Source organism: Leifsonia sp. (genome assembly GCF_051955155.1).
Taxonomy (GTDB): Bacteria; Actinomycetota; Actinomycetes; order Actinomycetales; family Microbacteriaceae; genus Leifsonia.
Genome location: NZ_JBQCGZ010000013.1, coordinates 1 through 18,751 on the forward strand (window position 1 = coordinate 1; position 18,751 = coordinate 18,751).

The 18,751-nt window shown below is 72.0% G+C and carries 18 protein-coding genes; 11 read left to right on the forward strand and 7 right to left on the reverse strand.

Annotated features, from left to right (window positions below; translation table 11 throughout):
• Positions 1-141: 141 nt before the first annotated feature.
• From ACTHMF_RS01330 to ACTHMF_RS01340, 3 genes are all read right to left on the reverse strand, one after another.
• On the reverse strand, positions 142-1,005 hold the full coding sequence (locus tag ACTHMF_RS01330) for an alpha/beta fold hydrolase (protein WP_440315981.1): 864 nt from the start codon (positions 1,003-1,005) through the stop codon (positions 142-144).
• 91 nt (positions 1,006-1,096) lie between these two features.
• Positions 1,097-2,371, reverse strand: coding sequence for an MFS transporter (locus ACTHMF_RS01335; protein WP_440315982.1), 1,275 nt, complete (start codon positions 2,369-2,371; stop codon positions 1,097-1,099).
• 121 nt (positions 2,372-2,492) lie between these two features.
• Complete coding sequence (locus tag ACTHMF_RS01340; RefSeq protein WP_440315983.1) at positions 2,493-3,998, reverse strand: MFS transporter; 1,506 nt, start codon at positions 3,996-3,998, stop codon at positions 2,493-2,495.
• Between the two features lie 87 nt (positions 3,999-4,085).
• On the opposite strand from ACTHMF_RS01340, the gene ACTHMF_RS01345 reads away from it, so the two are divergent.
• The 3 genes from ACTHMF_RS01345 to ACTHMF_RS01355 all read left to right on the forward strand — a co-directional run bounded on the left by ACTHMF_RS01345 (position 4,086) and on the right by ACTHMF_RS01355 (position 6,255).
• Positions 4,086-4,463, forward strand: a complete 378-nt coding sequence (locus ACTHMF_RS01345) for a MarR family winged helix-turn-helix transcriptional regulator (protein WP_440315984.1) — start codon at positions 4,086-4,088, stop codon at positions 4,461-4,463.
• A 5-nt stretch (positions 4,464-4,468) separates the two neighbouring features.
• Entirely contained in the window at positions 4,469-5,446 is a 978-nt protein-coding gene (locus ACTHMF_RS01350; RefSeq protein ID WP_440316012.1) for a zinc-binding dehydrogenase, read from the forward strand.
• Positions 5,447-5,781: 335 nt separating this feature from the next.
• On the forward strand, positions 5,782-6,255 hold the full coding sequence (locus ACTHMF_RS01355; protein WP_440315985.1) for a hypothetical protein: 474 nt from the start codon (positions 5,782-5,784) through the stop codon (positions 6,253-6,255).
• Between the two features lie 91 nt (positions 6,256-6,346).
• On the opposite strand, the gene ACTHMF_RS01360 is transcribed toward ACTHMF_RS01355, so the two are convergent.
• Positions 6,347-7,159 (reverse strand): thioesterase family protein, encoded by an 813-nt coding sequence (locus ACTHMF_RS01360; protein ID WP_440315986.1) that lies wholly within the window; start codon positions 7,157-7,159, stop codon positions 6,347-6,349.
• Positions 7,160-7,203: 44 nt separating this feature from the next.
• Here ACTHMF_RS01360 and ACTHMF_RS01365 point away from each other — a divergent pair, with 44 nt between their 5' ends.
• On the forward strand, positions 7,204-7,734 hold the full coding sequence (locus ACTHMF_RS01365) for a hypothetical protein (protein ID WP_440315987.1): 531 nt from the start codon (positions 7,204-7,206) through the stop codon (positions 7,732-7,734).
• 22 nt (positions 7,735-7,756) lie between these two features.
• Here ACTHMF_RS01365 and ACTHMF_RS01370 read toward each other — a convergent pair whose 3' ends face one another.
• On the reverse strand, positions 7,757-8,755 hold the full coding sequence (locus ACTHMF_RS01370) for a DUF2804 domain-containing protein (RefSeq protein ID WP_440315988.1): 999 nt from the start codon (positions 8,753-8,755) through the stop codon (positions 7,757-7,759).
• Entirely contained in the window at positions 8,752-10,032 is a 1,281-nt protein-coding gene (locus tag ACTHMF_RS01375) for an MFS transporter (RefSeq protein ID WP_440315989.1), read from the reverse strand. The genes ACTHMF_RS01370 and ACTHMF_RS01375 overlap by 4 nt, the downstream gene beginning before the upstream one ends.
• Before the next feature lie 203 nt (positions 10,033-10,235).
• Between ACTHMF_RS01375 and ACTHMF_RS01380 the strand changes: the two genes are divergently transcribed.
• Complete coding sequence (locus ACTHMF_RS01380; RefSeq protein ID WP_440315990.1) at positions 10,236-12,032, forward strand: glycoside hydrolase family 2 protein; 1,797 nt, start codon at positions 10,236-10,238, stop codon at positions 12,030-12,032.
• Here the strand turns inward: ACTHMF_RS01380 and ACTHMF_RS01385 are convergent.
• Entirely contained in the window at positions 11,984-13,102 is a 1,119-nt protein-coding gene (locus ACTHMF_RS01385; RefSeq protein WP_314147082.1) for a LacI family DNA-binding transcriptional regulator, read from the reverse strand. The genes ACTHMF_RS01380 and ACTHMF_RS01385 overlap by 49 nt on opposite strands.
• Positions 13,103-13,287: 185 nt before the next feature.
• On the opposite strand from ACTHMF_RS01385, the gene ACTHMF_RS01390 reads away from it, so the two are divergent.
• The 6 genes from ACTHMF_RS01390 to ACTHMF_RS01415 all read left to right on the forward strand — a co-directional run bounded on the left by ACTHMF_RS01390 (position 13,288) and on the right by ACTHMF_RS01415 (position 18,747).
• Complete coding sequence (locus ACTHMF_RS01390; protein WP_440315991.1) at positions 13,288-14,649, forward strand: ABC transporter substrate-binding protein; 1,362 nt, start codon at positions 13,288-13,290, stop codon at positions 14,647-14,649.
• A 4-nt stretch (positions 14,650-14,653) separates the two neighbouring features.
• Positions 14,654-15,577, forward strand: coding sequence for a carbohydrate ABC transporter permease (locus ACTHMF_RS01395; protein WP_440315992.1), 924 nt, complete (start codon positions 14,654-14,656; stop codon positions 15,575-15,577).
• Positions 15,574-16,473 carry a carbohydrate ABC transporter permease gene (locus ACTHMF_RS01400; protein WP_440315993.1) on the forward strand — a complete coding sequence of 300 codons (900 nt, stop codon included), beginning with the start codon at positions 15,574-15,576 and terminating at the stop codon, positions 16,471-16,473. The genes ACTHMF_RS01395 and ACTHMF_RS01400 overlap by 4 nt, the downstream gene beginning before the upstream one ends.
• Before the next feature lie 57 nt (positions 16,474-16,530).
• The gene (locus tag ACTHMF_RS01405) at positions 16,531-17,562 is read left to right on the forward strand and encodes a DUF2804 domain-containing protein (RefSeq protein ID WP_314147078.1); all 1,032 of its coding nucleotides are present in this window, start codon (positions 16,531-16,533) and stop codon (positions 17,560-17,562) included.
• A 126-nt stretch (positions 17,563-17,688) separates the two neighbouring features.
• Positions 17,689-18,000: a hypothetical protein gene (locus tag ACTHMF_RS01410; RefSeq protein WP_314147077.1), complete on the forward strand. Its 312-nt coding sequence runs from the start codon at positions 17,689-17,691 to the stop codon at positions 17,998-18,000.
• Positions 18,001-18,078: 78 nt separating this feature from the next.
• Positions 18,079-18,747: a phosphatase PAP2 family protein gene (locus ACTHMF_RS01415; RefSeq protein WP_440315994.1), complete on the forward strand. Its 669-nt coding sequence runs from the start codon at positions 18,079-18,081 to the stop codon at positions 18,745-18,747.
• Positions 18,748-18,751 lie beyond the last annotated feature (4 nt).

Here is an 18,751-nt window from a genome sequence, read left to right on the forward strand (position 1 = left end):
CGGGGAGGTGGGGGGGGGGGCCCCCAACCCACGGTCCGGGGGCCCCGCCGGGCACGGAGGGCGCCGGGGCGCCGGGGCGCAGACGTTCCACGAGAGCGCACTCGCGTCGGGGCGGGCGCGCGCGGCGGGGGCGGGGCGCCGTCAGGGAGCGCGGAAGAAGTCGGCGAGGGCGGCGGTGAGGGCGGCGGGGGCCTCCTCCGCCATGTGGTGGCCGGAGTCGATGGGGTGGCCCGTGACGTCGTCGGCCCAGGCCGGCCAGATCGCGAGCGGGTCGCCGAAGAGCTCCTCCAGGTCGTCGCGGGACGACCAGAGCGCGAGCACGGGCTGCGTGAGGCGGCTGCCGGCGGCGCGGTCGGCCTCCTCGTCGGCGCGGTCGACGGTCAGGCCCGCGCGGTAGTCCTCGAGCATCGCGCGGACCACCTCCGGGCGGTGCACCGCAGCGCGGCGCTCGGCGAAGTTCTCCTCGCCCATCGCGGCCGGGTCCCCGCCGTACCAGGCGTCGGGATCGGCGCCGATCACCCGCTCGGGGATATCCGGCTGGGCGAAGAAGAACCAGTGGTACCAGGCCGTCGCGAACTCCGGCGTCATCCGGTTAAGGTGCTCCACGATCGGGATGCTGTCCATCAGCGCGACCGCGCGCACCGCCTCCGGGTGGTCCATCGCCAGGCGGAACGCCACATAGCTGCCGCGGTCGTGACCGGCGACCAGGAACGACGAGTGGCCCAGCGCCCGCAGCACGGCGAGCACGTCCTCCGCCATCGCCCGCTTCGACGCCTGCGCGTGGTCCGCGCGCGGGGCAGGGGCGGTGGAGGCGCCGTAGCCGCGCAGGTCGGGGACCACGACCCGGAACCCGGCCTCGACCAGCGCCGGGGCGACGCGGTGCCAGGTGGCGCCGGTGCGGGGATGCCCGTGCAGCAGCACGAGCACCGGGCCGTCCCCGGCGTGCCTGACCCGGATGCGCGCCTCGGGCGTCGCGACGTCCTCGACCGTGAATCCCTCGAACATGCCGGGGATGGTACGCCGTCGCGAGCGCCCCGATCCTCGATGAGGTCCGCTCCGCACTCCTCCTGCGTGCGCGGCGTCCCGCGTCCCGACCCTACCGGCGGGCAGGGCGCGGCCCGCGCGCCGTCCACAGCAGCACGGGGATGAGCAGCAGCGCGAGGATTCCGCCGGAGAACGACAGCACGCTGTAGTCGCTCGCCGCCATCACGACCCCGGACGCCGCGCCGGCGCCCGCGCCCGACAGCGCGATCAGCACGTCGATGGTGCCCTGCGTCCTGGCGCGGTTGGCCGGGACGGTCGCGTCCACCACCAGGGCGGTGCCGGCGATCAGCCCGAAGTTCCAGCCGAGGCCGAGCAGGGTGAGAGCCAGGATGAGCAGGCCGAGCGAGCCGTCCGGCGCCAGGGCCGCGACGACGCCCGCCAGCAGCAGGGTGACCCCGGAGGCGACGGCCATCGGCACGCGCCCGATCCTGTCGACGAGGATGCCGGTCACCAGCGACGGCAGGTACATCGCGCCGACGTGGATGCCGATCACCAGCCCGACCGCCGACAGCCCGAAGTCCATCGCCCGCATGTGCACCGGGGTCATCGTCATGATGGCGACCATCGCGATCGTGGTGAGGACCATGACGGTCGCCCCGGCGATCGCGCCCGGCCCCGGTCGCGGCCGGTCGGCGCCGGAGGCTTCCTCGTCCGCGGGCGCCGCGGCGCGCTCGAGCGCGCGCGCGACAAGGAACGGGTCGGGCCGAAGGAAGGCGAGCAGCACGATCCCGGCCGAGAGGTCGGCGGCGGCCGCGAGCAGGAACGGCCCGGCGAGGGCGGGGATGCCGATGCTCACCGCGAGCCGGCCGAGCGGGTCCACCAGGTTCGGGCCGGCGACGGCGCCCGCGGTCGTGGCGACCAGCGCGATGCTCACGGCGGTGCCGCGCTGCTCGGGCGTCGCGAGGTCGGTTCCCGCGTAGCGCGCCTGGAGGTTCGTTGCCGTCCCCGCGCCGTAGACGAACAGCGAGACGAACAGCAGTGGGACGCCGCCGGTCGCGGCGGCGACCACGACGCCGAGCGCGCCGAGGCCGCCGGCGGCGAAGCCGAGACCGAGCCCGAGGCGGCGGCCGCGCCGCTGCGTGAACCGGCCGATCAGGAACGCCGCCAGCGCGGAGCCGAGGGTGAACAGCGCGGTCGGCGCGCCGGCCAGGCCGTCGCCGCCGACCAGCTGCTGGGCGAGCAGCGCGCCCACCGTGATGCCGGCCGCGAGGCCCGCGCCGCCGAGCACCTGGCTGATCGCGACGATCGTGAGCGTGCGGCGCTGCAGCGCCCGCCGCACGTCGTCGTCCGCGCGGATGCGTTGCGCCAGCGCGCCGAGGTCGTGCACGGGACCCGACCCTAGCCGCGCTCGACCCTCGGCGAGCCCGTGACACGCTCCACCACAGAACGACAGGCGCGCGGAAGGGAGGAGGTTCCGGGCTCCCCGCCCCGGTCCTCCTCCCTTCGTCTCACGCCTGCGGCGTGTCGAGCGCGACGTCCTCCCTGCCCGACGCGCCCCGGCCGAGCCGGCGCCGCCGCGGGGCCGCGGCGATCGCAAGCCCGGCGATGGCCAGCGCCGCGCTCAGGTAGAGGCCGGGCCGGAAGTGGTCGAGCTGCGCGGCGGGACTCGCCGCGGCGGGACCCGAGATCAGCGCGGTCGTGACCGCGAGCGCGAGCGCCCCGCCGACCTGGGCGCTGGTCTGCACGAGCCCGGCCGCAAGGCCCTGCTCGTCGTCGGTGACGCCGGTCGTGGCCTGCACCTGGATGGACGGGAAGCCGATCCCGAAGCCGACGCCGAGCAGCAGCACCGACGGCAGGATGTCCGTCCAGTAGACGGGAGCGGTGCCGAGCCGCAGGAACAGCAGGTAGCCGGCGGACAGTGCGCCGAGGCCCAGCACGATCAGCGGCGCCGGCCCGAACCGGTCGATCAGGCGGTCGGTGAACGGCGCGCTGAACGCCACGACCAGTCCGGTCGGCAGCAGTGCGAGCGCCATGCTGAGCGGGCTCCAGCCGAGCACGTCCTGCAGGTAGAGGGTGAGCACGAACTGGAACGAGACATACGAGCCGAACAGGGTGATCGCGGCGAGGTTGGCCCGCAGCACGGAGGCGACCCGGAAGATCCCGAACCGGATCAGCGGGTGCCGTACCCGCAGCTCCAGCACGACGAACGCGGCCAGCAGAAGGCCGGCGAGCACGAACCCGAGGATCGTCTGCGGTGCGCCCCAGCCCGCGCCGGGGGCGGAGACGACCGTGAACACGAGGGCGAGCATCCCGAGCGCGAGCGTGACGGCGCCGGGGATGTCGTGTCCGGCTCCGCGCTCGCGCGCGTCCTTGGGGATGAAGAAGAAGCCGAGCACCAGCGCGAGCACGGCGAGCGGCACGGAGAAGAGGAAGGTCCAGCGCCAGCTGAGCGAGGTCATCAGGCCGCTTATGATGAGGCCGAGCGAGAACCCGCTGGCGGCGAAGGTCGTGAAGATCGAGATGGCCCTGTTGCGCTCCGGACCCTCCTCGAAGTTCGTGGTGATCAGCGAGAACGCGGCGGGTGCCGTGAACGCGGCCGCGACGCCCTTCACGAAGCGGCTGGCGATGAGCAGGCCGGCGTCGGCGGAGAGCCCGCCGGCGAGGGATGCGATGGTGAAGACGGTGAGCGCGACCAGCAGGACGGACCGCCGGCCGAGCAGGTCGGCGAGACCGCCGCCGAGCAGCAGGAGGCTGCCGTAGCCGAGGACGTAGCCGGAGACGATCCACTGCAGGGAGCCGGTCTCGAGTCCCAGCTCCTTGCCGATCGAGGGCAGGGCCACGCCGACCATCGAGACGTCGAGGCCGTCGAGGGCGATGACGATGCAGGTGGCGAGCAGGAGGAGCCAGCGGGCGCGCGACCAGCGGACGCGGCCGGCGCCGGGCGTGCCGGCCTGGTTCGGGGCGCCGGTCGCGCCGGAGACGGCGGGGCGGGATGCGGTGTCGGAGTTCAGCACCCGGCAACTATATGACACGGAATAGGTTGTGTCAGCAAAGTATGCACATTCATGTAACTCTCATGGACCAGGGGTAGGCTGGCGCCCGTGAACACCACGGTCGACGTCTCGGCCCGCTGGCGGGAGCTGCAGGTCACCTACCTGAACACCGCAGCGGAGCTGGAGCGCACTCTGCAGCAGACCCATCAGCTCGGGCTCAGCGAGTTCGAGGTCCTCGACTCGGTCGCGGGCTACGTGTCGGAGGGCTGCACCATGCGCAACCTCGTCGACGTCACCCCGATGACCCAGAGCGCCCTGTCCAGGATCGTCGACCGGCTCGTCAAGGCCGGGCTCGTCGAGCGCAGCACCTGCGACTACGACAGGCGCGCGCTCTTCGTGGGGATCACCGAGGCCGGCGCTGCAGCCCACGCGTCGGCCAAGCGCGACTACGACGCGCTGCTCCAGAAGGCATTCGAAGGGAAGTGAGCGGAATGCGCTCGATCATCCAGTACGAGTTCGGCGACCCTGCCCGGGTCCTCACGGTCGAGGAGCGTCCGCTTCCCGAGCCGGGTCCGGGGCAGGTGCGCGTGCGGACCGTGCTGAGCCCCATCCACAACCACGACCTGTGGACGATCCGCGGCACCTACGGGTTCAAGCCGGAGCTGCCGGCCGGCGCCGGAACCGAGGCGGTCGGCGTCGTGGACGCGCTCGGCGAGGGGGTCGACACGCTCGCGGTCGGTCAGCGCGTCGTCACCGGCGGCACGTTCGGCGTGTGGGCCGAGGCGTTCGTGACGGCGGCGGCCGGTCTCATCCCGGTGCCGGACGGCATCGACGACGAGACCGCGTCGCAGCTGGTCTCGATGCCGTTCAGCGCGCTCAGCCTCCTCGACTTCCTCGCGGTGAAGCCGGGGGATGTCGTGCTGCAGAACGCGGCCAACGGAGCGGTCGGGCGGCTGCTCGCGCAGTTCGCGGTCGAGCGCGGCGTGACCGTGATCGGCCTGGTGCGCCGCGAGCGCGACGTGGAGGAGCTCGGCGCGCAGGGCATCCCGAACCTCGTCGCGACCTCCGCCGACGGCTGGCGCGATCCCGTCAAGGAGCTCGCGGGCGGTTCCCCGATCGTCGCGGCCGTCGACTCCGTCGGCGGCGAGTCGAGCGGCGACCTGCTCGAACTGCTCGGCGAGGGCGGGACGCTCGTGTCGTTCGGCGCGATGGGTTCCGATGGCATGCGGCTCTCCTCCGGCGACCTCATCTTCAAGCAGGCCGTCGTGCGCGGCTTCTGGGGCAGCAAGGTCAGCGCCGCGATGGCGCCCGAGAAGCGCGCGGAGCTCTTCGGCGAGCTGATCCGGGCCGCCCTGTCCGGCGCGATCACCCTCCCGGTCGAGGAGATCTTCTCGTTCGACCAGGTCCGCGACGCCGCCGAAGCCTCCGCCCGCTCCGGCCGCCGAGGCAAAGTCCTCCTCCGCCCCTGACCGCCGAGTACGCAGAAATTCGGGCCGAAACCGCCGAGTACGCAGAGAATATGCGTACTCGGCGGTTTGTTTTGTCGCCCGAAGTGGGGTACAAGAGGGTGTCCTCTAAATGGCCCACAGACGGTGGTTTCTAGCTATAGTCCTAGCTGTCGCGTTCCGCGGGCGTCTCGCGCCGCGAGGATGCGGAGCAGCTGGACCGTGCAGCACCCGATACGCAGCACCCGCACCAGCGCAGCACCCGCACCAGCGCACCACCCGAACCAGCGCACCACCCGAACGCGCGCACCCGGCGCCGTACGGACCGCAAGCAGTCACGTCTACCCGAAGGACACGCTGTGAACACGCACGCCTACGACCACGCCCACGACCAGGCCCAGCGGCTGGCCCGACGCCACGAGCGCGACCTGCACTGGGCGAAGGAGCGCCGCCGCCAGCAGGAGCGCGAGACGGCCGCCGCCATCGCACTCCTCGCCACCAGCCGCGCCGCGCTCGCCCGCAAGACCGTCGTCGTCTCGCTCGTCCTGCTCGCCGCGCTCGCCGCCGCCCTGGTCGTCGCGCTCGCCGCGGACCTGCCCGCGTTCTGGCCGGCGATCGCGGAAGGCCTCGCCACGACCGCCGCGGCCGGCGTGATCATCGGCGCGTTCGTCTCGCTGCAGCGCATCCGGTCCCGCCGGGCCGCCGCCCGCGACCTGCTGCACTCGCGCGAGGCGCGGCTCTCGCACACGCAGTTCCACATCCACGAGTCGGTGCACTCCTACATCGACTCGCACGGCGAGGTCGTCGGCACCCGCCTCGCGCGCTCGGCCTGAGCGTCCCTGCCGCCGAACATTTGGCACAAATGTCGGCTGCAGCGCGCCGGCAGGCGACATTTGGCACAAATGTGGGCGCACGCCGGACCGGTCAGCCGGCGGCGCTGGGGAGCGGCCGGACGGTCAGGATCTGCTCGGCCGTGCCGACCGGTCCCTGGCGGTCGTGCAGCCGCGAGCTGGTGAGGCCCTGGCCCGTCGGCCCGAACGAGACGGTCGTGTCCAGCCCGACCCAGCGTCCCGTCGGCTGCCGGAACAGGTGGATGGTCAGGTCCAGGTTGGGGAACATCCAGGTCTCCGGGTGCGTGCGCACCGCGATCCCGTTGGCCGTGTCGATGAGCGCGACGAACGATGCGAGCGCCCCCGCCTGCTCCCCCGCCACGAGCGGGATGTCCGTCGAGATCCAGGCGGCAGCGCGCCCCGGCCGGTGCGGCGTGATCTCGCGCGCGTCGATCGACTCGATGTAGCCGCCCGTCCAGGTGTCCGTCATCGCGCGGGTCGTCAGCGACTCCGGATCGGGCAGCGGCGTCCAGTCGGTCCCGGCCACCGCCGAAGTGTCCGCGCTCGCGATCAGCCAGGCGCGGGCGGACACGGTCGCCCGACCGCCGATCGTCGCGACCGCCTCCACCAGCTCGATCGTGCGGCCGGGACGCAGCGTGCGCACCTCCAGCTCGATGTCGTCGTGCGCGATCCGGCCGAGGATGTCGAAGCTCACCCGGCCGATCATCATCCCGGCGGCGAGCCGGTCGCTCAGCGCGCGTTCGAGCTCGTTCACGATCAGCCCGCCGACCGGGCTGAAGTGCTGCTCCTCCGGGTCCCAGGCGCCGCCGACGTGCGAGGTGGGGCGGTACACCCCGTCGCGGACGCGGACGAAGTAGCTCGCCGCCTGGCCGGGTTCGATCGTCATGGCCTCGAGCGTATGCGCGGCGCGCGAGGGATCACAATTGACGGATGGCCTACCGCGCGACCGAGCGTCTCGTCCCGACGACCGTCACCCGCATCGAGCTGGAGGCGGAGGTTCCGTTCGACACGCTGTGCCGGGCGCTGGAGGCGGAGGTCCCTCCGCTCGACGAGGACGCGCTGCGCAGGCTGATCGCCGAGGGCGCCGACTGGTCGCGCCTCACCCGCGAGCTCGCCGGGCCCGGCATCCACCGGCTGGTGCGGTTCTTCACCGAGGACCCGACCGCGGTGATGCGGCTGGGCGGGGCGGACATCCCGAGCGCCGCCTACCTGATCGGCGACTACCTGACGGCGGCCCGGATGTTCCGGCACGACCCCGGCGTCCTGCTGTACACGCCGCTGCGGCTCGAACTGCACGCGGCGGGGCCCGCCCGCACCGTCCTGAGCGTCGACCAGCCGAGCAGCGCCCTGACCGGCTTCGGCAACAACAAGATCGGCCAGGCGGCGTACGAGCTGGACCGGATGCTCGGCGACCTGCTCGAGGAGATCGGCTTGCCGCGTCCCTCGGTGCTGCGGCTGTAGCGGGGCGGTGGGAGCGGGCCGGTCACCAGCGGTTGCGCACGTCCTCCGCCCAGCCGAGCAGACCGTCCACCAGCATCGGCCCGGCGACCGTCGGGACCGTGCCGGAGTAGTGGCCGAAGCACTGGTGCCCGCGGCTGCCGACCACGCCGAGCTCGGTGCGGCTGACGTGATCCCAGAACGGCTCGAACATCAGGTCGACCTCGCCGCCGCGGATGCGCCAGGGCCGGAGCCAGTCGTCCTCGTCGTACGTCCACTCCAGCTCGTCGTGGATCTTGTGCAGCCGGCCGTCGAGCACGGTCGCGTTCTCGGTGCTGCCGGTCCCGTCCGTCCAGCGTCCGCCGAGCTGCAGTCCGAGCACGGCCCCGCCCTGGACGCCGGAGCCGGCGCCCCAGTTCCAGCGCACGCGGTACGGCCACCGGCCGCGGCCGTGGTCGAGCACGGCCCAGCTGTCGCCGGCGGCGAGCCGCGTCGTCGCGCCGCGCACGGTCACCTCCCCGGTCGCGGGACGGGCGACGTCCTTCACCGTGTACTGGAAACGGCGGTCGCTCCACGGCACGACGACGCCGAGCCGCTCGTGACCGGGCGGAAGGGCGGCGACGACGTCGACGGTCACGTCGTCGCTGCGCGCGCGCAGCCGCGTCCCCTCGGCGGTCTCCTCGATCGTGAGCTCCAGCCCGCGGGCGACCGCGTGCGCACGCCCGAACTCGAGCGACGCGGGCAGCTCGGGACGCGCCCAGGGCGGCGCGACCGTCCCGTGCTCGATCGTCTCGCCGGTGCCGCGGTCGTGCACCAGGAGCGAGTGCACGCCCGAGTAGTCGAGCGACGAGACCGTGAGCGCGATCAGATGGGTGGGCGAGGTGACCGCCCAGTACTCCCAGCGCTTGTTGCGCCCCCAGCCGTGCCGGCCGCCGATGCCGGAGGTGTCGTGCAGCGGGACGCGGCTCCAGCCGACCGCCGCACGGTTCAGCCGGCCGCCGGGGAGGCAGAGCGGGACCGGGGTGGTGATCTCGCGTTCGGTCATCGGCGCGCCTCCCGCCCGCCGCCCGCGTCGGCCGTGCGGGCGGCCCGCGCTCGCAGCCAGGCGAACGGCGCGACCAGCACCAGCACCAGGGCGGCGGCGAGGAAGATCCCCGGGCCGGGCACCGGCAGCGTCTGGCCGAGGTCGACGTAGTGCTCCGGGTTGCCTGCGATCACCGCGGCGCCGATGAACGGCCCGACGACCATCGGGACCATCACCGCCAGCAGCATCCGCAGCCCCTGGACTCCGCCCGCGCGGCCGGCCGGTGTCGCGTCGCGGGAGAGCGCGGAGACGGCGGCGATCGAGGTCATCATGCCTGTCATCATTACGGTCGCGGCGATCGTGACCGGCAGGAACTCGCGGACCACGCTCATCCCGAGTAGGCCGGCGGCGAACACCGGGACCGCGATCGCGAGCATCCGCGGCTTGCCGATGCGGTCCATCAGGCGACCGGCGAGCACGCTGAGGCCCGACGCGAGGAGCAGCACGACGCCGAGCAGCAGCGCGTACGACTCGATGCGCAGCGTCCGCTCCAGGTAGATGATCACGTAGGGCAGGAACACCTGGGAGCTGATGCCGACCACCGCCCAGATGGCGAGCGTCAGGTAGAGCACGGGCTGGCTGCGCACGACGGACGGGCGCAGGCCCCGCACCGTCGCCGCCAGCAGTCCCTCCGCCGTCGACGTGCGGATGCCGCGGTCGCGGACGAGGAACCAGGAGAGCACGCCGGTCAGGGTCGTCACGATCCCGACGATCCCGAAGAACAGCCGCCAGTCGCCGGCGCGGGTCAGGCCGTCGAGCGCGCCGAAGACGACGAGCATCCCGAGCAGCGGCATGACCGCGAGCGCGCCGTCCACCCGGCCGCGGTTCGCCGGTGTCGTGGAGTCGGTGACCCAGGCCATGAACGCGGCGTCGTTCGCCGAGGAGCCGATCGCGCTCATCAGGCAGTCGAGCAGGATGATGGCGATCACCCCGCCGATCGCGGCGGCGGCGGCAGGGGGCGGCCCGGCCTCCGCGCCGGCGCCGGGCGCGCCGACGAAGCCGAACGCGGCCGTGCTGATGCCCCACGCGATGTAGCCGCCGGCGATCAGAGCGCGGCGGCGGCCGGTCCGGTCGGACCAGGCGCCGGCGACGAGCGTCGCGATCGTCGCCGCGATGGCGCTCAGCGCGACCATCGTGGCGATCACCGCGGGGTCGGTGCTCAGGGTGTCGTAGACGAACACGTTGAGGTACATGTTCTCGACGGTCCAGGCGAGCTGGCCGGCGAAGCCGACGATCACGACGGCGGTCCACGTCCGCGCGCCGAGCTGGGGGAGGCGGGTGCCGGTCCCGGGTTGTGCTCTGGTTGCATTTCCACGTTGAAATGACGTCACGAGGCATGACTCTAGCGCCGCCGCGTCCCGGCGCGCAAAGATCGCCGTCCCGCTGTGTACTCTTGGCTTGTTTCAACGTTGCAACATGTCCCGTCGTCGAGAGGACCGCCGTGGCCGACACCGTGACCACCATCCCGCTGCCCGAGTACCCGCGCCCGCAGCTGGTGCGTGACAGCTACCTGTGCCTGAACGGGCCGTGGACGTACGCGATCACGGACGGCCGCGCGCCGGCGCGGTGGGACGGCGGCATCCTCGTGCCGTACTCGCCCGAGGCGGCGCTCTCGGGGGTGGGCAGGCGGCTGCTGCCCGGGCAGACGCTCTGGTACCGGCGCGGCGTCGCGCTGCCCGACGGCTTCGTGCGCGAGGGCGACCGCCTCCTGCTGCACTTCGGCGCCGTCGACCAGGACTGCGAGGTGCGCGTGGACGGCCGGCTGGTCGGCTCGAACCGGGGCGGCTACTGGCCGTTCGCGCTCGACGTGACGGACGCGTTCGCGGGGCCGGGGGCGCACGAGCTGACCGTCGCGGTGCGCGACGAGAGCGATGCCGGGTTCCGCTCGCGCGGCAAGCAGTCGCTGCGGCCGGGCGGGATCTGGTACACGCCGCAGTCCGGCATCTGGCAGACGGTCTGGCTGGAGGCGGTGCCCGCTGTCCGCGTGGAGCGGATCGACTACCGCACGCTCCTCGCCGACGGGATGCTGGAGGTTCTGGTCACCGCCACCGCGGACGTCCCGGTGTCGGTCGAGGTCGCCGCCGAGGGCGCCGTGGTGGCCAGCGCGGACGGGCGGGCGGGCGAACCGCTGCGGCTGCCCGTCCCCGAGCCGCGGCTGTGGAGTCCGGAGGACCCGTTCCTGTACGACGTCGCCGTCACCGCGGGCGCGGACCGGGTGCGCAGCTACGCCGGGATGCGCACGGTCTCGGTGGCGCCGGACGCCACCGGCATCCCGCGGCTGACCCTGAACGGCGAGCCGTACCTCCACGCGGGCGTCCTCGACCAGGGCTACTGGCCGGACGGCCTGTACACGCCGCCGTCCGACGAGGCGTTCGTACGCGACATCCTCGCCATGAAGGAGCACGGCTTCACCATGCTGCGCAAGCACATCAAGGTCGAAGCGCTGCGCTGGTACCACCACTGCGACCGGCTCGGGATGCTGGTCTGGCAGGACCTCGTCAACGGCGGCCGCCGCTACAACCCGCTGGTGATCACGGCGCCGGTGCTCACGCCGCTGCGGCTGTCCGACCGGAGGCACCGCGCGTTCGGACGGCAGGACGCCGAGGGGCGGCGCGAGTTCCAGGAGGAGCTGGAGCGCACGGTGACCCTGCTCGCGGCGTCGCCCGCCGTGGTCTGCTGGGTGCCGTTCAACGAGGGCTGGGGGCAGTTCGACGCGCTGGACGCCGTCGACCGCATCCGCGCGCTCGACCCGGACCGCATCGTCGACCACGCCAGCGGCTGGCACGACCAGGGCGGAGGCGACCTGCGCAGCCTGCACGTCTACTTCCGCCGCATCCGGCCGCGACGGTCGTGGGGGAGGGACGGCCGCGCCGTCGTCGTCTCCGAGTACGGCGGCTACAGCCACCGCGTCCCCGGCCACGGCCACAGCGACCGCGAGTTCGGCTATCGTCGGCTGCGCACGCCGGAAGCGCTCGCCGAGGCCTTCGAGCGCCTGCACCGCGACGAGGTGCTGCCGGCGGTCCGCGCCGGCCTCTCGGCCATCGTCTACACCCAGCTGGCCGACGTCGAGGACGAGCTCAACGGCCTCCTCACCGCCGACCGCGCCGTCGCGAAGCTCACCCCCTCCCGCGTCCGCGCCACCCTGGACGCCCTCCGCGCCGAGCTGGCCTCGCGAGGGGCGCGTTCTTCTCAGCCGGATCGGCGTGTCGAGCGCACCGACTCGCCCCTCGGTGGGTGAGCGGCGGCTGTGGAGTCGCGGCGGACCACGGAGTACGGGGCGGGGATGGTCTGCGGTGGGCTGTCCGGCTCGTCCAGGCGGCGGAGCATGGCGGTGATCGCGAGGCGCGCCAGCTCGTCCATGTCGGGGGCGACGGTGGTCAGGCTGGGGGCCGAGAACGCCGCCTCCGCCGTGTTGTCCCAGCCGACGACCGCGACATCCTCGGGCACCCGGACGCCGTGCTCGCGGAACGCGCGCAGCGCACCGATCGCGAGCAGGTCGTTCGCGCAGACCAGGCCATCGATCGGGACACCGGAGGCGATGAGCTCGCTGGTGCGGTCGTAGCCCTCCTGGCGGGAGTAGTCGCCCTCCGGGTTCACCTGGTCCCACTGCGAGACCGGGATGACGCGGACGGGCGAGAGGCCGGCGCCGTCGAGAGCGCGCATGAAGCCGGCGAGGCGGAGGTCCGCGGGCGCCGCACCGACCGTGCCGCGTTCCACGTCGCCGAGGAACGCCAGCCGCGTGCGGCCGTCGTCGAGCATCGTCCGGGTGACCTCACTGGTCGAGCCGACGTTGTCGACGACCACCGAGTCGATGCGGTCGCTGCGGAACCGCTCGCCGAGCAGCACGAGCGGCGTCGGTCCGCGCTCGGCCTCGAAGCGCTCCAGGTCGATCGTCAGCGGGCTGAACAGGATGCCGTCGGTGAGGATGGCGCGGAAGCCGCCCGCCACCCGCAGCTCGCGCTCCAGGATGCCGCGGGTCTCGTCGATGACGACGTCGTAGCCGAACGTCTCCGCCTGTCCCACCACCGCGTGCGCGAGCTGCGCGAAGTACGGGTGCGACACGAACGGCACGGACAGCGTCAGCAGATTGCTGCGTCCGCTTCGCAGCTGCCGCGCCGCCAGCTGCGGCCGGTAGTCGAGCTCGGCGATCGCCGCCTCCACCTTGTCGCGCGTCGCCTGGCTGATGTAGCGGTGCCCGTTCACCACGTTGGAGACGGTGCGGTAGGACACCCCGGCGACGGCCGCAACGTCCTTGAGGGTCGGCGGCCCGTTCGGTCGGCGCCCCGGCGGCGGAGTCTCTGTCGTCACCCGGTCATCGTAACGGCGGGGATGCGCGGGCAAGCGGGACACGCTGTTTCCACGTTGCAATATTGTGATGTTTCCACGTTGCAATATTTTGCAGGAGCTGATTGAGTGGCATCTGCGATCGCGTGACGCATCCCCGCTGAACGGTCCCGGTCGCGGATCTTCCACAACGACGAGGAGATGAACCCATGACCCGAACCCCCCGGGTGCGCCGGCTGCTCGGCATCGCCGCAGCGCTCACGGCGACCGCAGCCGCCCTCACCGCGTGCAGCGGAGACGACGGAGGCACCGCCTCCGACGGCGGCGGCCTCGGCACTGCCGAGAAGCACGTGAAAATCACGATGATGTCCAACGACGCGTTCGCTCAGCAGTGGCAGGAGCAGCTCGTCCCCGAGTTCAACAAGAAGTACCCGTACATCGACGTCACGATCGACTCGACGCCCTACGACGACCTGCTCGCCAAGGGCATGCTCAACGGCACGGACACCGACCCGCAGTACGACCTGATCACGCTCGACGACCCGTGGACGCCGCAGATGGCGCAGGCGGGCGTGCTGCTCGACCTCAAGAAGGACGCGGGCTCGTGGACCGCGAAGGACTACGACTGGTCCGACTTCAACTCGGCGCCGCTCGCCGCGAGCGAGTGGAACGGCGGCCAGTACGGCGTCCCGCTGCGCTCGAACATGCTGCTCATGTTCTACAACAAGGACCTCTACGCCAAGGCCGGTCTCGACGCGCCGACCCCGGTGCTCACCTGGGACCAGTACCTCCAGGAGGCGCCGAAGCTCGTGCAGGACACGAACGGCGACGGCAAGACCGACTCCTGGGCGGTCGGCCTCACCTGGCAGAAGGGCGTGCTCTCGCCGCCGTTTTGGCAGGCGGTGCTCAACTCGAACGGCGGGAAGCTGTTCACGGACGATATGAAGCCCGCGTTCGACACGAAGGCCGGCGCCGCGGCGCTGCAGACCCAGGTCGACCTGCTGAAGTACGCCCCGCCCGGAGCGCAGGCATACAACTACACGGAGCCGCTCGACGCCTTCCGCCAGGGCAAGATCGCCACGATCTTCACCTGGGGCAGCGCCTACAAGTCGGCCGCCGTCGACCCCGCCGTCACGAAGCTCACGCCGGAGCAGGTCGGCATCCAGACCATGCCCGTCGGCTCGAAGAGCGCCAGCACGCACCGCGGCATCTGGAGCGGAGCCGTCTTCAAGAACTCCAAGCACCCCGAGGCGGCCTGGACCTTCCTGCAGTGGATGAGCTCGAAGGACGGCGAGAAGTGGTGCACCGACACCTTCGGCTCGTTCCCCGCCCGCAAGTCCACGCTCGCGTCCACCCCGGGCCAGCCCTGGCTCGCGCCCGTCTTCTCGACCCTGCAGAGCGCGTACGACGTGGCCGCGAAGGGCGAGATGTGGCGGCCGCGCTCGCCGCAGTCCAACGCCATCCAGCAGGTGCTCGCCGACCAGACGAGTGCGGCGGTCCTCGGCCAGATCTCCAGTGCGCAGGCGCTGAAGAAGGCCGAGACCCAGATCGACGACCTGCTGGCGGAGTAGAGGGATGACGATCGCGCTCTCGAAGCGGAAGACGGCGCCGTCCCGGCGGGCGTCGCGGATGCGGGATGTGCTCGGCCGCTGGTCGTTCATGATCCCCGCGACCGTGCTGCTGGTGGCGGTGCTGGCCTACCCGCTGCTGTACACCCTGCAGATCAGCTTCTCGTCGTTCGACCTGAGCACCTTCTCGCCGTCCGCGTTCGTCGGGCTGGAGAACTACACGAAGGCGCTCGGGAGCGAGAGGTTCCAGAACTCGCTCGTGGTCACGGGCGTGTACCTGGTGCTCGCGCTGCCGCTGCAGATCGTGCTCGGGTTCGCGATCGCCTTCCTGCTCAACGCCGAGTGGAGGGGGCGCGGCGTCGTCCGCGCCCTCTTCCTCATCCCGATGGTCGTCGCGCCGGTCGTCTCTGGCGGCATCTGGAAGATGCTGCTCGACCCGCTCTGGGGCGTGGTCGGCTGGGCGACCTCGCTCGTCGGCCTGCCGCCGGTCAACTGGTTCGGCGACGCGACCATGTCCATGATCAGCGTCGTCATCATCGACACCTGGCGGTCGGTGCCGTTCGTCGTGCTGATCGCCTCCGCCGCGCTGCTCGCCCTGCCGAAGGACGTCTTCGAGGCGGCGCAGGTGGACGGCGCGAACTGGTGGCAGACGCTCTGGCGGATCAGCCTGCCGATGCTCGCCCCGATCATCGCCGCGACCTTCATCGTGCGCTGGCTCGGCGCCGTGAAGATGTTCGACATCATTCTGACCACCACGAACGGCGGCCCGGGCCAGGCGACGGACGTGGTCAACCTGTACATCTACCAGCAGGCGTTCCAGCTGCTCCGGTTCAGCGAGTCCTCCGCCATGGCGGTGATCGTCCTCGTGCTGACCACGGTGCTCACGCTGGTGTTCCTGTGGGGGAGCAAGAAGCTGGAGGACCGGGTATGACCGCCACCGCAGAACGCCGGGCACCCGCGCGGGCGCCGCAGCAGCGTCCCGCAGAGCGCCCGGCGCAGCGCCGCCGCCGCAGCGGGCACCGCGCCAGGGTCTGGGCGGGCGTGATCGTCTGCATCCTGTTCATGCTGCCGCTGGTGTGGATGCTGATCACGTCGTTCAAGCTTCAGCGCGACATCTTCACGGTGCCGCCGACCATCTTCTTCGACCCGACGATCAGCCAGTACATCGACGCCTGGGTGAACCAGGGCCTCGGGCCGAAGATGGTGAACACGGTCATCGTCGCGCTCGGCGCGGGACTGGTGTCGCTGGTCGCCGGGGCGATGGCGGGCTACGCGCTCGCGCGGCTGCGGATCCGCGGCGCCGCGACCATCGGCGTACTCATCCTCGCCTCCCGCGGGGTCCCGCCGATCGCGCTCGCCGTCCCGATGTTCCTGGTGGCCAGGACGCTGGGGATCACCGACACCCACATCACGCTGATCCTCGCCTACTGCTCGTTCGTCATCCCGTACGTGATGTGGCTGATGCGCGGTTTCTTCCTCGCGCTGCCGAAGGAGCTGGAGGAGTCGGCGATGCTTGACGGCTGCTCGCGGATGGGCGCGTTCTTCCGCATCATCGTGCCGATCTCGGCGCCCGGGCTGATCTCGACGTTCATCTTCAGCATCATCCTGGCCTGGGAGGAGCTGCTGTTCGCGCTCGTCCTCACCAACCGCAAGGCGACGACCGTGCCGGTGGCGATCGCCGGGATGGTCGGCGACACCGAGCACGGCGCGAATTGGGGCGCGCTCGCCGCGGCCGGGATGCTGACCGTCATTCCCGTGGTCGTGCTCGCGCTGTTCGTCCAGAAGTGGCTGATCCGCGGGCTCGCGGACGGCGCGACCAAGGGCTGACCCCCACTCATTCCGCGCGTCAGCGCACACCACCGCACCCACGAGAGAGAGGTTCCCGTGAGACTACCCCTGCGCGCCGTCGCACCAGGAGGCGAGAGGATCGCCGAGCGCGAGATCGTCCGCCCCGTCGACCTGTGCCGTCCGGACGGCGCCCTCAACCCGGACGCCGTCGGCTGGACGCGGCGCGCGCTGCACCGAACCGGCCTGCCCGGCTGGGGCCGCAACAAGCGCTTCGAGTACTGGGCGATCACGACGCCCGCGTCCATCCTCACCTTCAACATCTCGCACCACGACTACCGGGCGAACGTCTCGGCGACCTTCGCCGACCGCGAGCGCTACGCCGAGATCCGCCAGGGCGGCAACACCTGGCTGCCCGGCCCCGGCGGGATGCGCGACGAGCACAACACCGCTCCGATGGAGGCGCGGCGCAAGGATGTGCTGGTGCGGTTCACCCCGGAGGGGACCGGGACGCGCATCCACGCGGAGTCGCCGCGCATCCAGGCGGACATCCGCGTGCTTGCCGCCCCCGACCACGAATCGATGGGTGTCGTGGTGCCGTGGAGCGATCGAGCCTTCCAATACACGAAGAAAGACAACAGCCTCGCGGCCGAGGGCGTCGCCGTCGTCGACGGGGTGACCCACCGCATCGAACCGGACACGGCGACGGCCGTGCACGACAGGGGCCGCGGACGCTGGCCGTACTTCACGTTCTGGAACTGGGGCGCCGGCGTGGGACGCACGAGCGACGGCCGCGCGCTCGGGCTGCAGCTCGGCGGCAAGTGGACGGACGGCACGCCCTCCTCCGAGAACTGGGTGCGGCTGGACGGGCGCCTGCACAAGATCGAGAACCACCTGGACTGGCGCTACGACCCGCAGAACTGGACGGCGCCGTGGACGATCACCGGCCCTGACGTGCAGGTCACGTTCCGTCCGGAGCACCACTCCCGGCACCTGTTCGACCGCTGGATCGTGATGAGCCGCGCGGACAGCTGCTTCGGCCACTACGAGGGCCGCATCCGTCTCCCCGGCGAGGAGATCGCCTTCTCCGGCGTGTTCGGGCACGTCGAGGAGGTCGAACGCCGCTGGTGACAGACCGCTCCGGAGTGCACGGCGCGCGTCCACGCGCCGCCGGAGCCGGGCGGGGAGCCGTCCCCCTACACCGATGACGGCTCCCCGCCCACATCCCGTTCCATCCATCCACCGCAAGGAGTAGCCATGACCGACATCGCCGTCCCCACCGTGCTCCGCATCACCTCCGCCGAACTCGACGCGGCCTCGCCCGCCGACGGCGTCCACGGCCGCTACCGCGCCGTGCTCGACGGCCCGGCGGGCTCCGGCACCCGGCGGGTGGTGACCATCGCGGGCGGGTCGGAGCCGCACGACCTCATCGTCGTCGACTACGCCAGCTCTCCCGGCTACAGCAGGGCCTGGCTGCGCGGCGCCGCCGTCGAGGACGGCACCCACTACAGCCTGCTGGCCGAGCTGCCGGCGTCGTTCCCGGCGCGCGGGATCACCATCGTGCGCTAGTCGCGGGGCGCGATTCTTAGAGCCTGCTCAGCGGGAACGCGGTTGACTGGTCCTCTCCCGACCCGGAAGGACCGACCCGTGACCTCAGCCCTGCTCCGCATCCCCCGGCACTGGGTGATCTGGACGATCGTCCTCTTCGTCATCACCTTCGCTCTGGGGTTCGCCGCCAAGGCGGTCGTCGCGCTCCGCTTCGGCTCGCTCGACGCCGCCGTGAACCGCGTGCACTCCGGCGCCTTGGATGCGGTCGCGATCGTGCTCGACAAGCTCGACCATCCCGTCGTGGTCGTCGTCGTCCTCGCCGTGGTCTTCGTCGTGCTGGTCTTCCTCCGCGGCTGGCGGCTCTCGATCGCTGTCTGCGCGGTCACGGGCTTCGGCTGGCTGACCACCCTGGTCGTGAAGTACGTCGTCGCCCAGCCGCGCCCGACCACCGGCGACCTGACGCATCCCCTGCACATCAGCCCGGCGACCCTCAGCTACCCGAGCGGCCACGTCGTCTTCGCGGCCGCCCTGGTGACGGCGCTCCTCATGGTGTGCCACGGCACCCTCTCGCGCACCATCGTCGGGATCGTCGGCGCGCTGTTCGTGCTCGCGGTCTGCTGGTCGCGGCTCTACGTCGGCGTGCACTACGCAACCGACGTTGTGGGCGGCATCCTCAACGGCGTCGCGGGCGCGCTGCTGTTCGCCGGGCTGTGGAACCTCCTCGCGCTGCGCCTGTTCGGCGCGCGTCACGCGCCGGTCGTGGCGTAGGGGC